The organism is Nonomuraea glycinis (assembly GCF_035920485.1).
Lineage (GTDB): Bacteria > Actinomycetota > Actinomycetes > Streptosporangiales > Streptosporangiaceae > Nonomuraea > Nonomuraea glycinis.
The window spans coordinates 6,890,250-6,913,040 of the sequence record NZ_CP109166.1; the positions used below are offsets into that span (position 1 = coordinate 6,890,250).

21 protein-coding genes and 1 pseudogene are annotated in these 22,791 nt (G+C 72.4%); 5 read left to right on the forward strand and 17 right to left on the reverse strand.

Annotated features, from left to right (window positions below; all coding sequences use genetic code 11):
- Nucleotides 1-155 precede the first annotated feature (155 nt).
- The 3 genes from OHA68_RS32370 to OHA68_RS32380 are packed head-to-tail and all read right to left on the reverse strand — an operon-like array spanning nt 156 to nt 3,833.
- Nucleotides 156-2,504 carry an aerobic carbon-monoxide dehydrogenase large subunit gene (locus tag OHA68_RS32370; RefSeq protein WP_327103620.1) on the reverse strand — a complete coding sequence of 783 codons (2,349 nt, stop codon included), beginning with the start codon at nt 2,502-2,504 and terminating at the stop codon, nt 156-158.
- Nucleotides 2,501-2,971 carry a (2Fe-2S)-binding protein gene (locus tag OHA68_RS32375; protein WP_327103621.1) on the reverse strand — a complete coding sequence of 157 codons (471 nt, stop codon included), beginning with the start codon at nt 2,969-2,971 and terminating at the stop codon, nt 2,501-2,503. The genes OHA68_RS32370 and OHA68_RS32375 overlap by 4 nt, the downstream gene beginning before the upstream one ends.
- Before the next feature lies 1 nt (nt 2,972).
- Nucleotides 2,973-3,833 (reverse strand): FAD binding domain-containing protein, encoded by an 861-nt coding sequence (locus tag OHA68_RS32380; protein ID WP_327103622.1) that lies wholly within the window; start codon nt 3,831-3,833, stop codon nt 2,973-2,975.
- 85 nt (nt 3,834-3,918) lie between these two features.
- Here OHA68_RS32380 and OHA68_RS32385 point away from each other — a divergent pair, with 85 nt between their 5' ends.
- Nucleotides 3,919-4,824, forward strand: coding sequence for a LysR family transcriptional regulator (locus tag OHA68_RS32385; RefSeq protein WP_327103623.1), 906 nt, complete (start codon nt 3,919-3,921; stop codon nt 4,822-4,824).
- A 4-nt stretch (nt 4,825-4,828) separates the two neighbouring features.
- Here the strand turns inward: OHA68_RS32385 and OHA68_RS32390 are convergent, their stop codons facing one another.
- From OHA68_RS32390 to OHA68_RS32410, 5 genes are read right to left on the reverse strand one after another with little or no spacing between them, the layout of a single operon-like run.
- A complete protein-coding gene (locus OHA68_RS32390) occupies nt 4,829-5,983 on the reverse strand; it encodes a sensor histidine kinase (RefSeq protein WP_327103624.1) in 1,155 nt (384 codons plus the stop codon).
- A complete protein-coding gene (locus OHA68_RS32395; protein ID WP_327103625.1) occupies nt 5,980-6,684 on the reverse strand; it encodes a response regulator transcription factor in 705 nt (234 codons plus the stop codon). The genes OHA68_RS32390 and OHA68_RS32395 overlap by 4 nt, the downstream gene beginning before the upstream one ends.
- On the reverse strand, nt 6,656-7,873 hold the full coding sequence (locus OHA68_RS32400) for a glycosyltransferase (protein WP_327103626.1): 1,218 nt from the start codon (nt 7,871-7,873) through the stop codon (nt 6,656-6,658). The genes OHA68_RS32395 and OHA68_RS32400 overlap by 29 nt, the downstream gene beginning before the upstream one ends.
- Nucleotides 7,813-8,727 carry a DMT family transporter gene (locus OHA68_RS32405; protein WP_327103627.1) on the reverse strand — a complete coding sequence of 305 codons (915 nt, stop codon included), beginning with the start codon at nt 8,725-8,727 and terminating at the stop codon, nt 7,813-7,815. The genes OHA68_RS32400 and OHA68_RS32405 overlap by 61 nt, the downstream gene beginning before the upstream one ends.
- The gene (locus OHA68_RS32410) at nt 8,724-9,380 is read right to left on the reverse strand and encodes a DUF998 domain-containing protein (protein WP_327103628.1); all 657 of its coding nucleotides are present in this window, start codon (nt 9,378-9,380) and stop codon (nt 8,724-8,726) included. Before OHA68_RS32410 ends, OHA68_RS32405 begins: the two co-directional genes overlap by 4 nt.
- A 241-nt stretch (nt 9,381-9,621) precedes the next feature.
- Between OHA68_RS32410 and OHA68_RS32415 the strand changes: the two genes are divergently transcribed.
- A complete protein-coding gene (locus OHA68_RS32415) occupies nt 9,622-10,647 on the forward strand; it encodes a trypsin-like serine peptidase (RefSeq protein ID WP_327103629.1) in 1,026 nt (341 codons plus the stop codon).
- 10 nt (nt 10,648-10,657) lie between these two features.
- Here the strand turns inward: OHA68_RS32415 and OHA68_RS32420 are convergent, their stop codons facing one another.
- Nucleotides 10,658-11,509, reverse strand: coding sequence for a helix-turn-helix transcriptional regulator (locus OHA68_RS32420; protein ID WP_327103630.1), 852 nt, complete (start codon nt 11,507-11,509; stop codon nt 10,658-10,660).
- A gap of 102 nt (nt 11,510-11,611) precedes the next feature.
- Between OHA68_RS32420 and OHA68_RS32425 the strand changes: the two genes are divergently transcribed.
- On the forward strand, nt 11,612-12,499 hold the full coding sequence (locus tag OHA68_RS32425) for an aldo/keto reductase (RefSeq protein WP_327103631.1): 888 nt from the start codon (nt 11,612-11,614) through the stop codon (nt 12,497-12,499).
- Between the two features lie 59 nt (nt 12,500-12,558).
- Here OHA68_RS32425 and OHA68_RS32430 read toward each other — a convergent pair whose 3' ends face one another.
- Complete coding sequence (locus OHA68_RS32430; protein WP_327103632.1) at nt 12,559-13,407, reverse strand: LysR family transcriptional regulator; 849 nt, start codon at nt 13,405-13,407, stop codon at nt 12,559-12,561.
- 134 nt (nt 13,408-13,541) lie between these two features.
- Between OHA68_RS32430 and OHA68_RS32435 the strand changes: the two are divergent.
- A pseudogene (locus tag OHA68_RS32435) lies at nt 13,542-14,297 on the forward strand (NADPH-dependent F420 reductase); the annotation flags it as partial.
- A 4-nt stretch (nt 14,298-14,301) separates the two neighbouring features.
- Here the strand turns inward: OHA68_RS32435 and OHA68_RS32440 are convergent.
- The 5 genes from OHA68_RS32440 to zwf form a co-directional block, all read right to left on the reverse strand.
- Nucleotides 14,302-15,084, reverse strand: coding sequence for an SDR family NAD(P)-dependent oxidoreductase (locus tag OHA68_RS32440; RefSeq protein WP_327103633.1), 783 nt, complete (start codon nt 15,082-15,084; stop codon nt 14,302-14,304).
- 84 nt (nt 15,085-15,168) lie between these two features.
- Nucleotides 15,169-15,777, reverse strand: coding sequence for a bifunctional 4-hydroxy-2-oxoglutarate aldolase/2-dehydro-3-deoxy-phosphogluconate aldolase (gene eda, locus OHA68_RS32445; protein WP_189144853.1), 609 nt, complete (start codon nt 15,775-15,777; stop codon nt 15,169-15,171).
- Nucleotides 15,778-15,820: 43 nt separating this feature from the next.
- On the reverse strand, nt 15,821-16,786 hold the full coding sequence (gene glk, locus OHA68_RS32450; RefSeq protein WP_327103634.1) for a glucokinase: 966 nt from the start codon (nt 16,784-16,786) through the stop codon (nt 15,821-15,823).
- A gap of 52 nt (nt 16,787-16,838) precedes the next feature.
- Nucleotides 16,839-18,782, reverse strand: a complete 1,944-nt coding sequence (gene edd / locus OHA68_RS32455) for a phosphogluconate dehydratase (RefSeq protein ID WP_327103635.1) — start codon at nt 18,780-18,782, stop codon at nt 16,839-16,841.
- On the reverse strand, nt 18,779-20,254 hold the full coding sequence (zwf, locus tag OHA68_RS32460; protein ID WP_327103636.1) for a glucose-6-phosphate dehydrogenase: 1,476 nt from the start codon (nt 20,252-20,254) through the stop codon (nt 18,779-18,781). The genes edd and zwf overlap by 4 nt, the downstream gene beginning before the upstream one ends.
- 141 nt (nt 20,255-20,395) lie before the next feature.
- Here zwf and OHA68_RS32465 point away from each other — a divergent pair, with 141 nt between their 5' ends.
- Nucleotides 20,396-21,580, forward strand: a complete 1,185-nt coding sequence (locus tag OHA68_RS32465) for an ROK family transcriptional regulator (RefSeq protein WP_327103637.1) — start codon at nt 20,396-20,398, stop codon at nt 21,578-21,580.
- A 51-nt stretch (nt 21,581-21,631) separates the two neighbouring features.
- Here OHA68_RS32465 and OHA68_RS32470 read toward each other — a convergent pair whose 3' ends face one another.
- Nucleotides 21,632-21,994 (reverse strand): hypothetical protein, encoded by a 363-nt coding sequence (locus OHA68_RS32470; RefSeq protein ID WP_327103638.1) that lies wholly within the window; start codon nt 21,992-21,994, stop codon nt 21,632-21,634.
- Nucleotides 21,995-22,062: 68 nt separating this feature from the next.
- The gene (locus OHA68_RS32475) at nt 22,063-22,764 is read right to left on the reverse strand and encodes a DUF2470 domain-containing protein (RefSeq protein ID WP_189144859.1); all 702 of its coding nucleotides are present in this window, start codon (nt 22,762-22,764) and stop codon (nt 22,063-22,065) included.
- Between the last annotated feature and the right edge of the window lie 27 nt (nt 22,765-22,791).

The following is a 22,791-nucleotide window of genomic DNA, read 5'->3' on the forward strand; positions in this document are numbered from 1 at the left end:
CGCCGGCGAAGACAGCGCCGGCGAAGACGATGCCGGTGAAGACAGCGCCGGCGAAGACGATGCCGGTGAAGAGGGCGCCGGTGAAGACGATGCCGGTGAAGAGGGTGATGGGGGTGCCGGCTCCCCGCGGGGCGCCGGCATGCCGAGGAACTCGCTCATGAGATCGCCAGATCGGTCCGGAACGGGTGGCCGTTGATGACCCGCCACACGTTCGCCGGCGTGAGCGGCATGTCCGCGTGGCGGACCCCGTACGGCTGGAGCGCGTCCACGACGGCGTTGACCACGGCGGCGGGGGAGCCGACCGTGGCGGACTCCCCGACGCCCTTGGCCCCGATCGGATGGAACGGCGAAGGGCTGACCGTCTCGCCCAGCTCCCACGACGGGCACTCCATCGAGGTGGGCAGCAGATAGTCCATGAACGACGCGCCCAGGTGGTTGCCGTCCTCGTCGAACGCCATCACCTGCATGAGCGCCATGCCGACGCCGTCGGCCAGCCCGCCGTGGATCTGCCCTTCGACGATCATCGGGTTGATCCGCACCCCGCAGTCGTCCACCGCGACGAACCTGCGGACCTTCACCTGCCCGGTGCCCGGGTCGACGTCGACGGCGCACAGGTAGGCGCCGAAGGGGTAGGTGAGGTTCGGCGGGTTGTAGACGGTGGTCGCGTCCAGGTGCCCTTCGACGCCCTCGGGCAGCTCCAGGCTGGAGTGCGCGGCCAGCGCGATCTCCGCCAGCGACTTGCCGGTGGCCGGGTCGCCCACCACCGACCACTTGCCGTCGGCCCACTCCAGGTCGTCGGCGCCGGCCTCCAGCATGGCGGCGGCCACCAGCCGGGCCCGCTCGCGCACCTTGCGCGCCACGATCGCGGTGGCGGCGCCGGAGACGGGCGTGGAGCGTGAGCCGTAGGTGCCCAGCCCGAACGGCGTCTGGTCGGTGTCGCCGTGCACCACCTCCACGTCGTCGGCCGGGATGCCCAGCTCGTGCCCGACGATCTGCGCGAACGTGGTCTCGTGCCCCTGGCCCTGCGACTGGCAGGAGACCCGCAGCACGGCCTTGCCCGTCGGATGGACCCGCAGCTCGGCCCCGTCGGCCATGCCGAGGCCGAGAATGTCCATGTGCTTGCGCGGGCCCGCGCCGACGGCCTCGGTGAAGAAGCTCACCCCGATGCCCATCAGCTCGCCCCTGGCCCGCTTGGCGGCCTGCTCGGCGCGCAGCTCCTCGTAGCCGAGCATGTCCATCGCCAGGCGCAGCGCCTTGGGATAGTCGCCGGAGTCGTACTCCCAGCCGGTGGGCGAGGTGTAGGGGAACTGGTCGGGCTTGAGCAGGTTGCGCATCCGGAGCTCGGCCGGGTCCAGGCCGAGCTCGCCCGCCAGCACGTCCATCATCCGCTCCACCAGGTAGACGGCCTCGGTGATACGGAAGGAGCAGGCGTAGGCGACCCCGCCGGGCGCCTTGTTGGTGTAGACGCCGGTCACCTCGCAGTGCGCCGCCTCGAGGTCGTACGAGCCGGTGAAGACGTGGAAGAAGCCGGCGGGGAACTTGGTCGGCTGCGCGGTGCCGTTGAACGCGCCGTGATCGGCCAGCACCTTGACCCTGATCGCCTGGATCCGGCCGTCGCGGGTCGCGGCCACCTCGCCGCGCATGTGGTAGTCGCGGGCGAAGGAGGTGCTCATCAGGTTCTCCGAGCGGTCCTCCATCCACTTGACCGGCCGGCCGGTGACGATCGAGCCGACGATCGCGCACACGTACCCGGGATAGATGCCGACCTTGTTGCCGAAGCCGCCGCCGATGTCCGGCGAGATCACCCTGATCTTGTGCTCGGGCAGCCCGGCCACCATCGCGTACAGCGTGCGGTGCGCGTGCGGGGCCTGCGTCGGGCACCAGACGGTCAGCTTGCCGGTGACCTTGTCGAAGTCGGCGAGCGCGCCGCAGGTCTCCAGCGGCGCCGGGTGCACCCGCGGATAGAGCATGTCCTGCGCGACCGTCACCTCCGCCCGCTCGAAGATGGCCTCGGTCCGCGTCCGGTCGCCCGCCTCCCAGTCGAAGATGTGGTTGTCCGCCCGGCCTTCCAGGTCGTCCCTGATCACCGGCGCGCCGGGGTCGAGGGCGGTACGGGCGTCGATGACGGGGGTGAGCGGCTCGTACTCGACCTCGATCAGCTCCAGCGCGTCGCGGGCCGCGTAGAGGTCCTCGGCGACCACGAACGCGACCTCCTGCCCCTGGAAGCGCACCTTGTCGGTGGCCAGCACCGCCTGCACGTCGTTGGACAGCGTGGGCATCCAGGCGAGGTTCAGCCCGGCCAGGGTCTGGCCGGTGATGACGGCCCTGACCTTGGGGTGCGCCTCGGCCGCCGAGGTGTCGACGGAGACGAGCCGGGCGTGCGCGTACGGGCTGCGCAGCACGGCGCCGTGCAGCATGCCGGGCAGCCGCACGTCGTCGACGTAGGTGCCGCGACCGCGGATGAAACGGGCGTCCTCCTTGCGGCGCATGGGTCCGTAGCTCATGGCTTCGCCTCCGTGTGCTCGGCCGCCCAGCGGACGGAGCGGACGATGTTCTCGTATCCCGTGCACCGGCACAGCTGACCGGAGATCGCCTCGCGGATCTCGCCCTCGTCCGGGTCCGGCTCGTGGTCCAGCAGCCAGCGGGCCGTCAGCAGCATCCCCGGCGTGCAGAACCCGCACTGCAGGCCGTGGCACTCCACGAACGCCTTCTGCACCACGTCCAGCTCGCCGTCCCGCTCCAGCCCCTCGACGGTGGTCACCTCGTGGCCGTCGGCCATCACGGCGAGCACCGTGCACGACTTGACCGGCACCCCGTCGAGGTGGACCGTGCAGACACCGCAGTTGGAGGTGTCGCAGCCCCAGTGCGTGCCGGTCAGCGCCAGCTCCTCGCGCAGGAAGTGGACGAGCAGCAGCCGGGGCTCCACGTCCTTGGTGTACGGCTGTCCGTTCACCGTGACCGTGATCCGCATGTCAGATCCTTTCCAGGGCGGCCGTCAGCGCCCGCCGGGTCAGCTCGGCGGCCAGATGCCGCTTGTAGTCGGCGGGGCCGCGCTGGTCGGAGTGGGGATCGCAGTGCTCGGCGGCGATCCGGGCCGCCTGCGCGAACACCTCCGCACCGGGCGCCTTCCCGCGCAGGTGGTCCTCCGCCTCCGGGGCGCAGAAGTGCGGCGCGCCCACCGCGGTCAGGCCGATGCCCGCCTGCGCGATCACCCCGCCGTCCAGCACGAGCACCGCTCCGGCCGCCGCCACGGGCCAGTCGCCGACGCGGCGCTCGACCTTCTCGTACGCGCTGCCGGTGGCGGGCGTGATCGGCACCCGCAGCCGCACGAGCAGCTCACCCGCCCGGACGGCCGTCTCGTACGGTCCCTCATGGAAGCGTTTGATCGGGACGGTACGAATCCCGCCGGGGCCCTGGATGACGGCGGTGGCGCGCAGCGCGGCGAAGACGGCGGCCAGGTCCTCGGACGGGTCGCCCTGGCAGAGCGAGCCGCCGACCGTGCCCCGGTTACGCACGATCGGGTCGGCGATCACCCGTTCCGCATCCCGAAATATCGGGAAAAGGTGGGTGGCGGTGCTGCTGGCCAGCAGCTCGGCATGCCGCACCATCGAGCCGACCACCAGCTCGTCGCCCTCGACCGCGAGCTGCGCCAGCTCCGTCAGGCCGTTGATGTCGATCAGCGCTTCCGGCTGGGCCAGGCGCAGCTTCATCATCGGAATGAGGCTGTGCCCGCCGGCGACGACCCGCGCTTCCGGGCCGTACCTCTCCAGGAGCTCGAGCGCGTGCGTGACGCTGTCGGCTCTCTCGTACTCGAACGTGGCGGGAACCTGCATGAGTGCACAGTGATGTCACCGATTTGTAGCGACAATCCGGAAATAAGGGATTCATTAATGTGCGGCGGCGCTCTATGAAGAAGAGGTGACCCTGAGCCAGCTCGGCGCGTTCGTCTTCGTGGCCCGCCTGGGCTCGGTCAAGGCCGCCGCCCGCGCGCTCGGCGTGAGCGAGCCCGCGGTCTCCCAGTCGCTGGCCCAGCTCCGCCGACACCTCGGCGACCGCCTGATCGTCCGCTCCGGCGACCGGATGGTGCTCACCGAGGGCGGCAGACGGCTGCTCGGCATCGCCTCCCAGATGGTCGCGCTCGGCGCCGAGGCGAAGGCCGCCGTACGGCCCGGCCCCGCCGCCCTGCGCGTGGTGCTGGACGGTGTGCTCGCCGAACACGTCGCCGGCCCGCTGATCTGCCTGTTCAACCAGCGCAGGACGATGGACGCCGCCGGCGGCGTGGCGGCCACCGCGGAGATGCCGCTGCTGCTCACCAGCCGGCTGGCCGACGTCGCGCTCGGCCCCCAGCTGTGCTGCGCGGGTCTGGTCAGCAGGCCGGTGCTGCGCTGCGTGCAGATCGTCGTCGGCTCGCCACACGGCCGCCGCGACCACTGGCTCGTCGGCCCGTCGGGCACCGACCCGGCCGGCGACAGCGGCCGGTTGTTACGCCTGCTGCGGGTGCCGGAGTCGCAGGTGCGGGTCTTCGCCAACCAGACCGCCGCGTGGCAGGCCGCCGCCGAGGGCGCGGGCGTCGCCCCCGCCGCCGCCCACCTCGTCGCCCACCAGCTGCGCCGCGGCGACCTGGTGGCCGTCGACACCCCGGTGACCCCGCAGGCGGCCTACTGGTACGCCACCACCCTGGAGCCCGACACCCGCTCGGCGGCGGCGGGAACGTTCCTCACCTTCCTCACCACCCCGGCGGCCACCCAGGTCATGCGCACCCCGGCGGACGGCATCCCCCGCGCCCGCTTCCGCCCCCCGGTCCACGTCTCCATCTGGAGCTGACCCGTCAGCCGCCCGGCGGCGCCGGTGGCAGGCGGACGGTGAAGGTCGCCCCCTGGCCCAGGCCCGGGGAGGCGGCCGTGATGTCGCCGCCGTGGGCGCGGGCGATGCCGCGGGCGATGGTCAGGCCGATGCCGCTGCCGCCCGCGGGGGCCGGGCGGCCGAAGTGCTCGACGCGTTCGAACCGGGCGAAGATCCGGATGAGATCGTGGGCGGCGACGCCGATCCCGTCGTCCTGGACGATGATCTCGGCATGCGGGGCCGGGCCGTCGCCGGTGCGTATGGTGACCGACACCCGGCCGCCGGGATCGCAGGCGCGCAGAGTGTTGCCCAGGAGGTTGACCAGCACCTGGGCGACGCGGTCCGCGTCGATCAGGGCCGTGACCGGCGGGCCCGGGACCATGGTGAGGGTGACCCGGGCGTCGTCGAACTGGGGGCGCAGCCTTTCCACGGTGGTCTCCGCCAGGGCGGTCACGTCGGTGAGCGAGCGCCGCAGGGTGAACGCGCCTTCCTCGACCCGGGAGAGGCTGGACAGGTCGTCCGTGAGGCGCCGCAGCCGGGTGAGATCGTCGGTGAGGGAGGCGAACATGGCGTCGTCCGGCGTGAAGATGCCGTCGGCCATGCCCTCGATCTGGCCGTTCAGGATCGTGATCGGGGTGCGCATCTCATGGGCGATCTCCGAGACCAGGCGGGCGCGCCGCCGCTCGATGTCGGCCAGCGCCGCCGCCAGCCGGTTGACGTCCTCGACCAGCGCGGCGAGTCCCGGCTCGCGGGGGACGTGGAGGACGGCGTCGTAGTGCCCGTCGGCGAGGCGGTGGGTGGCGGCGCTGACCTGGCGCAGCGGCCGCAGCAGGAACCGGGAGAACACCAGGGACATGACGAGCGCCGTGATCATGCCGATGATCAGGGCGGGCAGGATCATCCTGAAGTCGATGCTCCCTTCGCCCTTGCCGGTCAGCTCGATCATCAGCGCCTGCACTTCGGAGATCCCGGCGTCGGCCAGCCGCCGGCCGAACGCGTCGGCGGCGACGTTGATCGCCAGGAGCGCCACGATCAGGACCGTCATGTGGGACAGCACCAGGCGGATGGTCAGCGGCAGCGCCGGCAGCCGCCGTAGCGCGCCCGCCCAGGCGGTCCTCCGGCCGCGAGGCGGGCGGGTCATCCGGCGGGCCGGGCGAGGAAGCGGTAGCCGATGGCGCGCACCGTGCCCACGAACCGGGGCGCGCTCGCGTCGTCGCCGAGCGCGCGCCGCAGCGTGCGGATGTGCACGTCCACCACCCGTTCGTCACCGAAGAAGTCGCGCCCCCAGACGTGCTCGATCAGCCCGCGGCGGGTGAAGACCCGGCCCGGCGCGCGGGCCAGGGCCACCAGCAGGTCGAAGTCGAGCGCGGACAGCTCCACCGCATGGCCGGCGTCGCGGGTGACCGTCCGCGTGTCGGGGTCGATGACCAGGCCGTCGAAGCGCAGCGCCCGCTCCTCCGGGGTCTGGGCCGGGAGCTCCGTGCGGCGCAGGATGGCCCGCGCCCGCAGGGCGAGCTCGCGGGCGCTGAACGGCTTGGTGACGTAGTCGTCGCTGCCCGCGGTGAAGCCGATGACCCGGTCCACCTCCTCCGTCCGGGCGGTGAGCAGGATCACCGGCACCTGGCTGGTCGCCCGGATCCGGCGCAGCACCTCGAACCCGTCCAGGCCGGGCAGCATCACGTCCAGCACGATGAGGTCAGGCCGCTCGCGGACGGCCGAGGTGAGACCGGACGGGCCGTCCGGCGCCTCCAGGACCTCGAAGCCGTCCGCCTCCAGATAGCCGCGCAGCGTCATCCGGATCTTGGGTTCGTCGTCAACGACCAGAATGCGCTGGGTGCTCATGGTTCTCCCTGCCGAGGGCCGTCGTGATCTTGGCCGCCTCCCGGTAGACGGTCTCGAAGGTGTCCAGGGTGAACCCGAGGTCATGGCGGGCGACGATCTCACGGCCGGCCTCGCCCATGAGCGTCCGGCCTTCGGGGTCGTCCAGGATCGAGCCGAGGGCCGCGGCCAGGGCCGGGACGTCGCCGGGCGGGAAGAGCAGACCGTTGTGTCCCGAGTGCACCAGATGCGGCAGCGCCGTGGCGTCGGCGGCGACGACGGGCTTCCCGGCGGCCATGGCCTCCATGGTAGCCAGGCTCTGCAGCTCGGCGGTGCCGGGCATGCAGAACACGTCGCAGCGGGCGTAGGCGTCCAGGACCTCCTGGTCGCTGACCAGACCGTGGAAGGTGACGCGGTCGGCGACGCCGAGCGCGCGGGCCAGCTCCTCCAGCTCGCGGCGGCGGGAGCCGTCGCCCACGATCTCGGCCGTGACCGGGAGCCGCGGGGGCAGCAGCGGCAGGGCGCGCAGGAGCTCGCCCACGTTCTTCTCCGCGTCCAGCCGGCCCACGAACAGCACGCGCAGCTCCGCGCTCTCGTTGCTCACCGTGGGCTGCGCGAAGCGGTGCAGGTCCAGGCCGCAGGAGACGGGAAGGACCACGCCGCCGATGAGGCCGTTGCGGCGCATCAGCTCCACGGCGCGGGGGGTGGGGGCGGTGACGATCTGGGCGCGGCGGAAGACCCGGACGAAGTCGCGCCAGGCCAGCCGGCACGCGGCGTCGGCGAGCCGGTCGGGAAGAGGGGCGTAGCGGACGAGGTTCTCCGGCATGAAGTGGTTGGTCGCCACCACCGGGACGGCCGCACGCCGCGCGGCCCCGATCAGGGTCCGGCCCACGGCGAAGTGGGACTGCACATGGACGACGTCGGGTGCTATCCGCTCCAGCAGCCGGGCCGCCGAGCCGCGGATCTGCCAGGGCAGGCAGACCCGGAAGGTGGGATGGAACGGCGTGCCGTGTGAGGCCAGCCGGTGCACGGTCGGGCCGCCGGGCGCGACGCGCCCGGGATCGGCGCCCGTGGCGGGGCAGATCACGTGCACGTCGTGACCTCGGCCGGCGAGCCCGGTGGCCAGGCGGTGCGCGAAGTTCGCGGCGCCGTTCACATCGGGCGGGTAGGTGTCCGCGCCGATGACGATGCTCCGGAGGGGACTGCCGGACATGGGGTGCTCCTGTCGTGCGTGAGGGAAGAGGATGGCGGGGCGGGGATGTCGCGGGAGAGCAGGACGACCCCGCCGACCGCGACGGCGGCGAAGGCCAGCCCCAGGGCGGCGATCGGCAGGGTCAGGCCGGGGGCCTCGCCGAGCAGGCCGATGCCGATGGTGACGGCGACCAGCGGATCCACCACGGTGAGGGTCGCCACCGTGCTCTCGGCCGGGCCGTCGGCGTAAGCGCGCTGCACGAGCCAGAAACCGGCCAGGACCGTCGCTCCCAGGCCGGCGAGCGTGCCGAACAGGGGCGCGCTGACGCCGTACGAGGTGAACTGCTCCGTCGCGGCCCGGATCAGTACGGAGGTGCAGCCGTAGGCGATGCCCCCGCCCATGCCCAGGACCAGGCACCGGGCCCGGCCCCTGAGCGGGTGGGCGAGGAGCAGGCAGACCGCCACCGCGGCGGCGACCAGCGCGCCGGCCTGGAACTGCGCCGCCGTGGAGACCGGGCGGGTGACGGTGTTCAACGCGGCGAGCACCGCGAAGGCGCTCGTCCCGACGAGGATCGTCGCCAGCGCACGGCCGATGTTCCACCGCAGCGGGGCGCGTCGCACCCGCAGCGCCCACACCACGCTGATCACGATCCCGAGCACCCCGACCGGCTCGATCACGGTCACCGGAGCCAGCCGCAGCGCGTTGACCTGCATGACCGCCCCCAACGCCAGCAGCGCCAGCCCCGCCAGCCAGCGAGGCCGCCGCACCGCGGACGCCAACGACGCGCCCCCCGCCGACGCGCCGTGCTGCAGCCAGGTCCCGACCGTGAAGCAGCAGGCGTTCAGGATCGCCAGGATGATGGCGAGCCAGGTCATCCGCGCTCCCGGCTCGCCGCCACCATGCCGGCCAGCATGAACAGCAGGCTCACCTCCAGGGCGAGGGTGACCCGCTCGGCCAGCCCCAGCAGGCCGCCGATCCGCTGCGTCAGCGGGTTCGGGGCCGAGGTCGTGACGCACAGGTGCGCGCACATGAAGGCGAAGCAGCCCGCCACACTCGCCCAGGAGATACGGCGCAGCGAGCGCGCCGTCGTCTCCCAGCCGGGCCGTCGCCCCAGCCGCCGTGCCATCAGGAGGACGGCGGCCGGAAGGGCCGCCACGGCCCCGCCCGCCGCGTACCGGTGCACCAGCCCGCCCAGGGAGGGATCGCCCGGCGGATCGGTCCGGAAGACCACCGCGAGCGCCAGCCCGCCGCACCACGCGCCCAGCAGCGCGATCGCCGGCGCGCCGACCGGCAGTCCGGACCGTACGAGCCCCGCGACCAGCGCCGTCGATCCCACCGACAGGCAGGCCACGGTCCCGGCGAAGATCCCGTACGCGCCGTCGCTCAGCGCGTAGTCGCTGAAGACGTTCCGGACGGCGTCCACCTGCTCCGCCCAGCCGACGTGCAGAGCGGCGGTGCCGGCCAGCGACCCGGCCAGCCCGGCGTGGGCCACGACCACGAGTCTTCGGATGTGCGGAACGCGGTTCATACCCCGACAGCGAACCGGGGTCTCATGTGGCGCGTACGACTCCGATCGTGAAGCTTCCGTGAAGCCCGGCGGGTGTCCAGAGCGTTCCGCCATCGAACCATGTATCGAACTTGTGATCGAAAAAGCCTGGGATCGCGATCTCCGCCATGGTTACGATCTTGATGTTCGCCGGCCGTGGAGATCGGCCGGCTCTTCACACCGACCGGACGGGAGATCGCCCTTGAGGCGTGCACTGGCCACATTGAGCATCGGATTGGTCGTACTGGGTTCCACCGGCTTCACCACACCGGCACAGGCCGTGCGGGTGGCGACGGTCGCGCTGGCGAGCACCGCGCCGGTGGCTCAGGAGGTGGCGAGCTTCTGGCTCGCCGACGAGGCCGCCAACCTGAGGAACGCCACCCCGTACACCGTGCGGACGGCGGTGGGCGCGGAACGTCTGTCCACGGACATCGTCCCGGACGGCCCCGCGCGCACCGTCGTCGCCCCGCAGGAAGGGCCGCCTCCGTACGAGGGGAAGACGCCCACGACCTGGGGCAAGGTGTTCTTCATCGGCAGCGACGGCCTGCCGCACTGGTGCACCGGCACGTCCATGCAGACGAAGTACCGCAACCTCGTCGCGACGGCGGGTCACTGCCTGTTCGACATCGAGGCGCCGATGGGCGCGCTCGGCAAGTGGGTCTTCGTCCCCGGCTACGCCGAGGGGGAGACCCCGTTCGGGCTGTACGTCGGGAAGCTGGGCAGCTCCCACTACGACTTCGACGACATCCGGGACCTCGACCGCGACTACGCCTTCGTCAACGTGTACAGCGGCGTCGTCCTCTCCGCTCAGGACGTGCTGACCCACGTCGGACACCTGGGCGTCAACGTCGGCGGCCAAGGGCTCGCGGTCAACCAGCCGCTCGGGTCCACGATCGACGTCTTCGGCCATCCCGCCGGCGCCCACCCCGACGGCAGCCGGCCCTACCCGGGTGAGACCCTCGAACGGTCGACCGGCTCGACGTTCGCGACCAGGTTCACGGCCCTCCGCGCGGACCGGCCCCTCGGCGTGGACTCCCCGTTCACCGGGGAAGGCGCTCTCGGCTCCTCATGGGTGACCGACTACGCGAGCGACACCCGTACCGGCTATCTCAGCGGCATCACGATGAGCGTGTCCGACACCGATGGCGACGACCGGTACGACACCGGCATCTCACCGTACTTCGACAGTGAGCTGGCCGAGGTCTACCGGTACGCCTCCGCCCAGTGGGCCGGCTCCTTCATTCGGTAGCCGCCATCCCTCACGTCACCGAGTGGACGGCGCTGACCCGGAGGAAGTCCAGGCGCTCGGAGTCGCGGCTGCCCGCCGCCGCGGTGTAGAGGATGATCTTCAGGTCGGAGTCCGGGGCGGTGAGCACGTCGCAGTCCAGGACGAGCTCACCGGCCAGGGGATGCTGGACGAGCTTGCGGGTGCTGGTGTGCCGGCCCGCCGCGCCGGAGTCCCACAGCTCGCGGAAAGGCGGGCTCGCGGCACGGACCTCGGCGACGAGCTCGCGAAGGGCCTCGTCGTCCGGGTACGTCGTCACGGCGTGGCGCAGGTCGGCGACGAGCGCCCGCTGCTCCTTCTCGTCGGGCCGGCCCGCCTCGGCGTCGATCCGCACGATGGGGGTCCAGGCGGCTGAGCCGTAGAACGTCGCCCGGATCAGGTTGCGGTCGGCGAGCGGCCGCTGGTGCGGGTCCCCGATCAGCGCGCTCCACATGGCGTTCCAGGCGATGAGGGTCCAGTCCGCCGCGAAGACCGCCACCGGGTAGTCCACCATGCGGGTGATGAGCCGCTGGACGCCGGGCGGCACGTGCGCCGAGACCGTGCGGCCGGACGGGACCGGCAGTCCGGCCGCCTGGTGGAGAACGGCCGCCTCCCGCTCGTCGAGCTGGAGGGCGCGGGCCAGCGCGGCGACGACCTGCGGCCCGGGTCGGCGCGAACGGCCCTGCTCCAGGCGTACGAGATAGTCCACACTGAGCCCGGCCAGAGCGGCCAGCTCCTCGCGGCGCAGTCCGCGAGCGCGGCGCCGGCCGTACGCCTGGAGCCCGACGTCGTCCGGTGAGCGCCGATCACGCCAGGCGCGCAGCAGATTGCCTAGGTCGTTTGGCATGCCCCCATGATGACCCCGGGGGAGCCGGCTTGCCTGGTACTGCGATTCCCTCCGTAGCGGACGGCACTGGTTACCCGGGTTCCGCTCGCCGAGTCTCGGCACATGGACAACTTCCTGAGATTGAACAACGGTGTACGGCTGCCCGCGCTCGGCTTCGGCGTCTTCCAGACCCCGCCCGAGCAGACCCGGGCCGCAGTCGGGGCCGCCCTGGCGGCGGGCTACCGGCACATCGACACGGCAGCCGCGTACTTCAACGAACGGCAGGTCGGCGAGGCCGTCGCCGCGTCCGGGCTCGACCGGTCCGAGATCTTCCTGGAGACCAAGATCTGGATCAACGACTACGGGTACGACGAGACCCTGCATGGCTTCGACAAGAGCGCGGGCAAGCTCGGCGTCGACCGGATCGACCTGCTCCTCCTGCATCAGCCGCTGCCGTCGGATTTCGACCGGACCGTACGCTCCTACCAGGCCCTGGAGAAGCTCCTGGCCGACGGCAGGGTGCGCGCCATCGGCGTCAGCAACTTCACGGTCGAGCACCTGACCGCGCTGCTCGGCAGGACGACGGTGGTGCCCGCGGTGAACCAGATCGAGGTGCACCCGTACTTCACCCAGCCCGAGGCGCGGGCCTTCGGCGCCGAGCACGGCATCCTGACCCAGGCGTGGTCGCCCATCGGCGGCATCACCTTCTATCCGGGCTGGCGGGAGAACCGCGTCAGCACGCTCACCGACCCGGTGATCGGACAGATCGCGACGTCGCACGGCAGGACCCCGGCGCAGGTGATGTTGCGCTGGCACCTGCAGCAGGGGCGCTCCGCCATCCCGAAGTCGGTCGACGCCGGGCGCATCGCGGAGAACTTCGACGTCTTCGACTTCGAGCTCACCGGCGAGCAGCTCACCGCGATCAACGGCCTGGACACCGGCGTACGCGGCGGCCCGGAGCCGGCCGACATCACCGTGGACACATGGGGTGCGGAGATCCCGGAAGCCTGAGAGCTGATCTTCACGGCTGATGAGCGGCGAGCGTTCTCCGGACCGGCCGCTCGTGGCGCTCAGTCCGCGAATGCGGCCACGTAGGACGCCACGCACGACTCCGGTGTGGCGAGCGAGGTCACGACGTGGCCGTCGACGGTCATCGGTGGGTCGAGCGGCACCTGCAGCACCCGTTCGGAGCGGGAGCCGGCGAGCTGCTCGGCCGGCATCAGCGTCCAGCCCTCGGGGTCCTGGCTCACCTCGAACAGCACGTTGAGCATGTCCCCGGCGGGCGGCCGCAGCGGTGCCACGGGCAGGGCGGCGACAATCGCGTCGTGCAGGGGCGGGTCGGCGTCGCGGTCAGGGAGCCGCAGGCCGTACGGGTCGAGGTCGTGCAGGCTGACCGCGGGCTTGCCGGCGGCGGGGTGTCCGCCGGACAGCACCGCGTGCAGCGGCTCGGACCAGGCGCGCACCACCGTCAGCGCCGTGGACGTGACCGCGCCGCGGACCAGCGCCAGATCCAGCTCGCCATCGCGGACGGCGTCGAGGCGCGCGGGCACCGGCAGGTCGACCAGTCGCGGGGCGGCGGGGCGTTCGCTGTCGCGCAGGCGAGCCAGCGCGCGGTCGAGCCGTTCGGTGACGCAGGTCGCCACCCCGACCCGCAGGGCGGCCGCCGGTTCCCCGGCGACCACTCGCACGCGGGCCGCCGCGGCCAGGGTCTCCCGGGCCGCGGCGAGCACGCGTTCGCCGGCCGGCGTGAGCCGCACCCTGCGTGACGTGCGGTCGAGCAGGCGCACGCCGAGCTCGCGTTCGAGCCGGGTGATCTGCTGGCTCACCGCCGGCTGCACGATCCGCAGCCGTTGCGCCGCGCGGCCGAAGTGCAGCTCCTCGGCGACGGTCACGAAGTAGTGCAGCGCCCTCAGCTCCATGCCTTCTGATTTATCACATTTTGTGATCGCTGCCGATGGCCTCTGATCATTGTTCGCGCAGGTCACTCCGGCTGTGATGGAGACAAGCCACCGGAGCGGGCCCAGGCACTGGGTGCCGCGACGCGTGGAAACACCCGAAACGGAGAACTCAAGTGAGCACATCGACCCTCGGCATCATCGGCACCGGAATGGTCGGCGTAGGGGTCGCCCGTCGCGCCGTCGACGCCGGCCTCGACGTCGTCCTGAGCAACTCGCGCGGCCCGCAGACGCTGGCCGATCTCGTCGCCGAGCTCGGCCCGCGGGCCCGTGCGGCCACCCCGGCCGAGGCGGCGCGCGCCGCCGATCTGGTCATCGCGTCCTTGCCGTTGGCCGCCCACGAACGGCTGCCCCGCGCGGAGCTCGCCGGCAAGACCGTGATCGACCCGATGAACTACGCCCCGAACCCCGGGTGGAGGATCCCGGAACTCGACAGCGACGAGCTGACCTCCAGCGAGCTGGTGCAGCGCCACCTCACCGGCGCCCGGGTGGTGAAAGCACTGCACAACATCGGCCCCAAGCAGCTGCTGGACCTGTTCCGCCCGGCCGGCGCCCCCGACCGCACCGCGCTGCCGCTGTCCGGCGACGACCCCACCGCGAAGAAGGAGGTGGCCGGCCTTCTGGACATCCTCGGCTTCGACACGGTGGATCTCGGCACGCTGGCGGAGAGCTGGCGCAGTGAGCCCAACACCCCGCTGTACGCCTTCCCGTACGTGGGACAGCCGCCGTCCGGCCTCACCGTGCCGGACCTGGTGGCCTGGATCCAGGGCGCGCCCGGCGTGCCCGTGTCCGCCGCCCGGATCGAGGACCTGGCCGCCGCCGCGGTGCGCGGGCCCGCCGGATTCCAGATGTAGCGGTTCACGCCCCGGCGCCGCCGTCCACCGGCACGATCGCGCCGGTCACCATCGAGGCCCGGTCGCTGAGCAGCCAGGCGGCCACCTGGGCGGTCTCGTGGGGCTCGGCCATCCGGCCGAGCGGGATCGCCGCCGTCACCCGCTCGATGATGCCGGGGGTGTCCGCCTCCCACGCCGCCATCATCTCCGTGGCGGTGCCGCCGGGGGTGATGCCGTTCACCCGGATGCCGTCACGGCCCCAGCTCACCGCGGCGGTCTCGGTGATGCTGTTGAGCGCGCGCTTCATGGCGCCGTAGGCGGGCAGGGCGGGGTTCGCGCGGCGGCTGCCGATGCTGGAGGTGTTCACGATCGCCCCGCCACCGTTGCGTCGCATGAGTGCGGCCTCGGCGGTCATGGCGGTCCAGTGCGAGCGGAAGTTCACCGCGAACTGCTGGTCGATGTCCTCATCGCTCGTGGTGTCGAGCGGGCCGGGCTGCTGGATCGCCGCGCCGTTGTTGAAGGCGCCGTCGAGCCGTCCGTGCAGCTCCTCGACCCGGTCGACCGCCGCGCGGATGCTCGCCCGGTCGGCGAGGTCCAAGGTGACGGCGTCGGCGACGCCGCCTTCGGCGCGGATCTCGGTGACGATCTTCTGAAGGGCCTCCGTGCTGCGGGCGGCGAGCACGACGGCGGCGCCCTCGGCGGCGAAGAGCCGGGCCGCCGCCGCCCCGATGCCCCGGCTGGCGCCGGTGATGAACACGACCTTGCCGGAGAGCAGGCCGATGGGTGCGATGTCAACGGTGTTCGTCATGACCACAGTGTCCGCCCGGCCCCCAAGGTGGAGGCAGGCACGGGCGGTACCAGGATCCGCCGCGCCGCGGCGCGCCTGCCGGGGTTACAGCGCGGCCGCCTCCGAGGCCAGCTTCTCGATGCGGCCCCAGTCGCCCGAGGCCAGGGCGTCCGCCGGGGTGAGCCAGGTGCCGCCGACGCAGCCCACGTTCGGCAGGGCCAGGTAGTCGGGGGCGGTGGTGAGCCGGATGCCGCCCGTCGGGCAGAAACGCACGTCCGGCAGCGGGCCCTGCAGCGCCTTCAGGTAGGCCACGCCGCCCGCCGGCTCCGCCGGGAAGAACTTCAGCTCCTTGACACCGCGCTCGGCCAGGGCCATCGCCTCCGACGCGGTCGCCGCCCCCGGAAGGTACGGCAGGCCGCTCGCGTCCATGCCCTCCACCAGGCTCAGCGTCGTCCCCGGCGAGACCAGGAACTTCGCCCCGGCGGACAGCGCGGCGGCGATGTCGTCGTTGGTACGGATCGTGCCGGCGCCGACCTGGGCCTCCGGTACCTCGGCCGCGATCCTGGCGATGGCCTCCAGCGCGGGTGCCGTACGCAAGGTCACCTCGATGACCGGCAGGCCGCCGGAGACGAGCGCCCGCGCCATCGGCACGGCGGTCTCCACGTCGTCGATCACCACGACGGGGATGACAGGGGCGAGATCGAGCAAACTCATGCGAACTTCTCCTCGTGGACGGCCTGTTGTCGGTGGCGCGCGGTCATGAAATGAGCTCTTTGGCGGCACGCTGGGCGAGCCAGGCGGCCGCGCCGGTCAGTGCCGGCTGCGGCGCGACGATCAGCGCGGTGGCGATGCCCTCCAGATAGCTGGACATATCGGGATTGGCGGCGAACCTGGTGCGGAAATCGCTGGTGCGCACACGTTCCACGATACGGGGCAGCACGCCGCCGCCCAGGTAGACACCACCTCTGGCGCCGAGTGTCAGCGCCACGTTCCCGGCGAAGCTCCCCAGCATGGCGCAGAACACCTCGACCGTCTCGGCGCAGAGCGAGTCGTCGAGCCGCGCCACGATGTCGGAGGCCGTCAGGTCGGGGGCGGTGACGCCGTTGACCCGGGCCAGCGCCCGGTGCAGCCGGACCAGACCGGGACCGGACAGCACGTCCTCGGCCACCACGTGCTCCCGGCCGCCGGCCCGCAGCGCGCGGACGATCTCCAGCTCCCTGTCGTCCCTGGCGGGCAGCGTGACGTGGCCGCCTTCGCCGGGGATCGGCGTCCAGCCGTCCCCGGTGGGGATCAGGCCGCCGACGCCGAGCCCGGTGCCGGGCCCGAGCACGGCCTTGACCCCGTGCGCCGGCTCCGGCCCGCCCAGGGACACCAGCTCGCCGCCGTCCAGGTGCGGCAGCGACAGGGCCAGCGCCTCGAAGTCGTTGAGCAGCGCCGCGAACGGCACGCCCAGGTCGCGCACCGATCCCGCCCACGGGGAGTTCGTCAGCCGGTAGCGATCACCGTCGATCGGCCCCGCCACGGCCAGGCACGCCGCCCCGGGCCGCAGCCCGCCCGCGTGCTCGGCGAGATACCCCGACACCGCGTCGGTGAGAGTCCGGTACCGCGCCCCCGCCAGCACCGCCACCTGCGACGGCCGCGCCCCAGGCGACGCGACCAGCCCGAACCGAGCATTGGTCCCGCCGACGTCAGCGACCAGCCAGGGCAGCTCGAAGGCCGTCACGGCTCCCCTCCGGCATCAGACGCCGTACGCCCGTCGTATGTCGTACGGCGGATCACCGGGACGCTCCGGCGTGGTGCGGGCCCACCGCCGCGCCCGTCTCCAGGTGGGAGGAGCCGGATTCGGCGGGGAAGCCCAGGCCGGGGCCGTGGTGCGGGGACTCGGCGCCGCTGACGCCGAAGATGCCCGCGCCCTGCTCGGCGTGCCCGGCCATCCGCCGGAAGGTGGTGAACAGCTCGCGGCCGGTGCCGACCCACTCCGCGTCGCTCAGCGGCCGGCCGCCGGGCGTGCGCTGCGCCAGCTCCTCGGCGGGGACCAGCAGGGACAGGCACCCCGCCGCCGAGTCGAGCCGGATCACGTCGCCGTCGCGGACCAGCGCGATCGGGCCGCCGTCGGCCGCCTCGGGCGACAGGTGGATGGCGGCGGGCACCTTGCCGGAGGCGCCCGACATCCGGCCGTCGGTGACGATCGCCACCCGCTGCCCCCGGTCCAGCAGCACCGACAGCGGCGAGGTGAGCTTGTGCAGCTCGGGCATGCCGTTGGCGCTGGGCCCCTGGTAGCGGATGACGGCGACGAAGTCCTGCCCGTCCAGCTCGCCCGCCTCGAAGGCATGCATCAGGTCGAGCTGGTCGTCGAAGACCTTGGCCGGGGCCTCGATCACCAGGTGCTCGGGCTTGACCGCCGACACCTTGCTCACGGCGCAGCCGAGGTTGCCGTCGAGCATGTGGATGCCGCCGTCGGGGGCGAACGGCGCCTTGACGGGACGCAGCACGTCCAGATCGGTGCTGACGCCGGCGACCGGCTCCCAGACCAGCTCCCCGTCGCTGAGGCGGGGGGCCGAGCGGTAGCGGTCCAGGCCGGGTCCGGCCACGGTGAGCACGTCGCCGTGCAGCAGGCCCGCGTCGAGCAGGTCGCCGATGAGCACCTGCATGCCGCCGGCGTCACGGAAGTGGTTCACGTCCGCCTGGCCGTTGGGGTAGATCTTGGTGAGCGACGGCACGGCCTTCGACAGGCAGGCCAGGTCGTCCCAGGTCAGCACCAGGCCGGCGGCCGCGGCCATGGCGACCAGGTGCAGCGTGTGGTTGGTCGACCCGCCGGTGGCCAGCAGCGCCACGCAGGCGTTCACGATGGACTTCTCGTCGACGAGCTCGCCGACGGGGGTGTATTCGGCGCCGTGCGCGGTGATCTCCACGGCCCGGCGGCCCGCCGCCTCGGTCAGCGCGTGGCGCAGCTCGGTGTGCGGATTGACGAACGTGGAGCCCGGCAGGTGCAGGCCCATGACCTCCATGATCGCCTGGTTGGAGTTGGCGGTGCCGTAGAAGGTGCAGGTGCCGGGGGAGTGGTAGGAGGCGGACTCGGCCTCCAGCAGCTCGCCCCTGCCGACCTTGCCTTCGGCGAAGAGCTGGCGGGTGCGGGCCTTGACCTTGTTCGGCAGGCCCGAGGTCATCGGCCCGGCGGGCACGAAGATCGCGGGCAGGTGCCCGAAGTGCAGGGCGCCGATGAACAGCCCGGGGACGATCTTGTCGCAGACGCCCAGCAGCAGCGAGGCGTCGAACATGTCGTGCGACAGCGCGATCGCGGTCGACATGGCGATCACGTCGCGGCTGTAGAGGGACAGCTCCATGCCGGCGCGGCCCTGCGTGATGCCGTCGCACATGGCGGGCACCCCGCCGGCCACCTGCGCGACCCCGCCGGCCCGGCGCACGGCCGTCTTCAGCTCGGCCGGGTAGGTCTCGTACGGCTGGTGCGCGGAGAGCATGTCGTTGTAGCTGGTCACGATGGCGACGCCGGGCTTGGCCGTACCTATCAGTGCGGGCTTGTCCTCGGCGGGGGCGGCGGCGAAGCCGTGCGCCAGGTTCGCGCACCCTAGGTGCGCGCGGGCCGGGCCCTTGGCGCGGGCGGCCTCGCCGTCACGGCGGATCCGCTCCAGGTACGCGGCGCGGCTGGCGGCGCTGCGCTCGGCGATCCTGTCGGTGATGTCCTGGATGACGGGGTTCACGCTTCCTCCTCATGCCACGCGCGACCGCTGCGGCCGAGCAGTTCGTGGGCGCTCGCGGGGCCGGCCGTGCCGGCGGGGTAAGGCTCGGGCAGATCAGGGGACGCCTGCCAGGCGTCCAGGATGGGGTCGATCCAGCGCCAGGCGGCTTCCACCTCGTCCCGGCGCATGAACAGCGTCGGGTTGCCGGCCAGCACGTCGGTGAGCAGCCGCTCGTAGGCGTCCGGGACCCGGGTGGTGAACGTCTTGCCGAAGCTCAGGCTCATCGGCACCGGCTTGAGCATGATCTCGCCCGCTCCCGGCTCCTTGGCCATGATGTGCAGCTCGATGCCCTCCTCCGGCTGCAGGCGCAGCACCAGGCGGTTCGGCGCGCCGCCGGGGAAGATGGAGTGCGGCACGTCCTTGAACTGCACCACGATCTCCGAGCGCCGGTGCGGCATGCGCTTGCCGGTGCGCAGGTAGAACGGCACTCCGGCCCAGCGCCAGTTGCGGATCTCGGCGCGGATCGCGGTGAAGGTCTCCACCCGGCCGGAGGCCTCGGTGGGCGGGGTCGAGCCGGGCTCGGCCAGATAGCCGGGCATGTCGCCGGCCTGCGCGTACTGGCCGCGCACGGTGAAGCGGCCGACCTCGGTGCCGACGATGGGGCGCAGCGACTGCAGCACCTTGACCTTCTCGTCGCGGATCGCCTCGCGGTCGTTGCGCGCGGGCGACTCCATCGCGGTCAGGGTGAGCAACTGCAGCAGGTGGTTCTGCACCATGTCGCGCAGCGCGCCCGCGTGGTCGTAGTAGCCGCGCCTGCCGGGCGTGCCGACGGTCTCGGCGACGGTGATCTGCACATGGTCGATCCAGAGCGAGTTCCAGACCGGCTCCAGGAAGGCGTTGGCGAAGCGGAGCACGAGCAGGTTCTGCACGGTCTCCTTGCCCAGGTAGTGGTCGATGCGGAAGATCTGCTGCTCGTCGAAGATGGCGCCGACCTCGTCGTTGATCAGCTGCGCACTGGGCAGGTCGCGGCCGAGCGGCTTCTCCAGCACCACCCGCGAGTCAGGCGTCACCAGCCCGGCCAGCTCCAGCTCCCGGCAGAACGGACCGAACGTCATCGGCGGGCTGGCCAGGTAGAACACCCGGTCGCGCGACTCATGCCCGGCCAGCAGCCGCGACAAAGCCTGCCAGCCGGTACGGTCCTGCCCGCCCACGTCGACCGTGAGGTGGTGCAGGCGGCCGAGGAAACGCTGCCACAGGGCGAGGTCGTCCGCCGGCACCTGGTCGCGTACCTCGGCGTCCACCTTGCCGCGGAAGTCGGCGTCGGTCAGCCCGCCCCGGGACAGGGCGATGATGCGGGTCTCCGGAGCCAGCCGTCCGTCTCTGTCGCTGTGGAACAGCGCGGGCAGCAGCTTGCGCATGGACAGGTCGCCGGTGCCGCCGAAGACGACGAGGTCGGCGGTGTGAGCGACCGGGGGAGACGTAAGCGGGGGCACGGCAAGAACTCCGATGATCTACCAAGTAGGGACAGAACGGACACTAGCCAGAGTTTGGGTCGTACACAAGCAGAGTTTTGGTATTTGAGATAAAAAAGTCGAGACTTTTCATGACATAACCTCCTGTGGTTCACTTAACCGATGACTCGACGTACCGCCGCCGCACTCGCCACGAGTGGCGAGGTGCTGCGCCTCATCCGCACCGGTGAGGCCGTGACGCGGTCCGACCTCGGCCGGGTGACCGGCCTGTCGCGTCCGGCGGTGCAGGCGCGCGTCGGCGAGCTGCTGGAGCGCGGCCTGGTCGTCGAGCGGGCCGACGCGCCGTCCACCGGTGGCAGGCCCCCGGTCCGGCTGGAGTTCAACGCCGGCGGCGGCGTCGTGCTCGTGGCCGCGCTCGGCGCGAGCCGCACCCGGGTGGCCGTCTGCGACCTGTCCGGCCGCGAGCTGGCCGGTCAGGACTTCGCCATCGACGTCGAGCAGGGCCCCGACGTGGTGCTGCCGCTGGTCATGGACACCTGGGACGAGCTGCTCGCGGACCGGCCGCGCGCCGTGGTCAAGGGCGTCGGGATGGGCGTGCCCGCCACCGTCGAGTTCGCGCAGGGGCGCACCGAGAGCGCCCGGGTGATGGCCTCGTGGACCGGGGTGGTGATCCCGCCGCTGATCGCCGCCCGCTTCGCCGTCCCCGTGCTCGTGGACAACGACGTGAACGTGCTGGCCATCGGCGAGCACCGGGGCGCCTATCCGGAGCTCGGCGACCTGATGTTCGTCAAGGTCTCCACCCGGATCGGCGCGGGCGTCGTCGCGGGCGGCGAGATCCTGCGCGGCGCGCTCGGCGCGGCCGGCGAGATCGGGCACATCCCCGTGCGTGACGGCGGCGGGGTGCTGTGCCGCTGCGGCAACATGGACTGCGTCGACTCCGTGGCCAGTGGCACCGCGTTGCTGCGCGATCTACGCTTCGCGGGCAAGGACGTCAAGACCATCGCGGACGTGACGGCGCTGGTGCGGGCCGGCGACGCCGAGACGATGGCGACGGTACGCGAGGCCGGGCGCAGGATCGGCGAGGTGCTGGCGATCGCCGTCAACATCCTCAACCCGTCGGTCGTGGTGCTCGGCGGCGACATGGCGGAGGCGTTCGGGCCGCTGGTGTCGAGCATCCGCGAGGTCGTCTACCGCCGATCCACCGCCCTGGCCACCAGAAGGCTGCGCATCGAGCCGAGCCGGCTGGGCGCGGCGGCGGGCATCAGCGGCTGCGCGGTGATGGTCCTGGACCACGTGCTGTCCCCGGACGCGGTCGACGCGGCCATGACAGGCCGTGCCGCCCGCTGAGCCGTCGCTGAAGGCCTCAGTGACGACCGGTCGCGCGTACGCACAAGCGCTTCAGGGGCACTTGCCGCGCTTGTCGTCCTTCTTCTTTGTCCGCTTGACGTCGGCCTTGGCCGCCGACGGCGGTACGCAGGACGGGCGTGCGGCGGGTCGCTGGAGGCCGGGCGGGGGCGGCGCGGTGTCCACGTCGCCCCGGAGCAGCGGCCGTCGGGACGGCTCGGGCGCCGGGACGCGGACGGGTGCGGACTCGATCGCGCCCAGCTTGGCGGGCCGCTGGAAGCCGGACACGCTGGCGGGGGAGAGCGAGGCGCCCGGCGAGCCGCCGGTCGACAGAACCCCCGCGAGTGCGAGCATGAGGGTGCCGGTCAGTGCGGTGGCGATCAGCAGGATCCGCCCGCGCCGCTCGGTCTGTCTCACAGAGGCCGATGATAGTCACGCCGGGCCGTACACGTGACCATTAGTCGCGAATCGTGATCAACTAACCCTCAGCAGGTGCAGAGCAGGCCGTTCAAGGCCTTCTCCAGGCCGGGGAGGCTGTGCGCGGGCCTGGGCCAGGGGAAGCGGATCAGTGATCCGTCCGCGCGCACGGTGGCTCCGAAGCGGTCGAGCTCCCACAGCCACACCTCCGCCGCCGGCCGGTCGAGCTGCCTGGACACGCCGTTCGCGAGCTGGGCCCGGTGCGCGGCGTTGATGTGGGCGAGCACCCGTTCGGCGGTCTCCGTCAGCGGGTCCGGCTCCGCGTCGAGGTACTCGTCGGCGTCCAGTACCCCGGTCTCCTGCCCGGTCAGGTAGATCACCTGAGCCACGTCCAGGCGCAGCAGCCGGGGCGCGTCCGGCCGGCCGTAGCGCTCCAGCGCGTCGAACAGGGCCTCGTCGGCGTCCTGCGCCGCGACGGCCACCGCCGCCGCGCGAGCCTCCTCCTCCGGTACGGCCTGCGCCCAGCCCTGCACCTCCAGCAACCCGCGCGGATGCTCCACCTGGCCGAGGCGGCGCATGGCGGTCAGATGCACCGCCACCACGGCGTCGTCGCGCAGCCCGTGCAGCGGCTCACCCTGCCGCACCAGCAGCACCGGCCGGCCGCGCTCGTCGACGCCGCCGCGCGCGGGCGACGGGGTGTCGTCCACGGAGAGCCTGACCACACCGGCGGTCGCGGCGAGAGTACGGATCCGCTCCTGGATCGGCAGCATGGGGGGCCTCCTTGAGATCTCACTTAG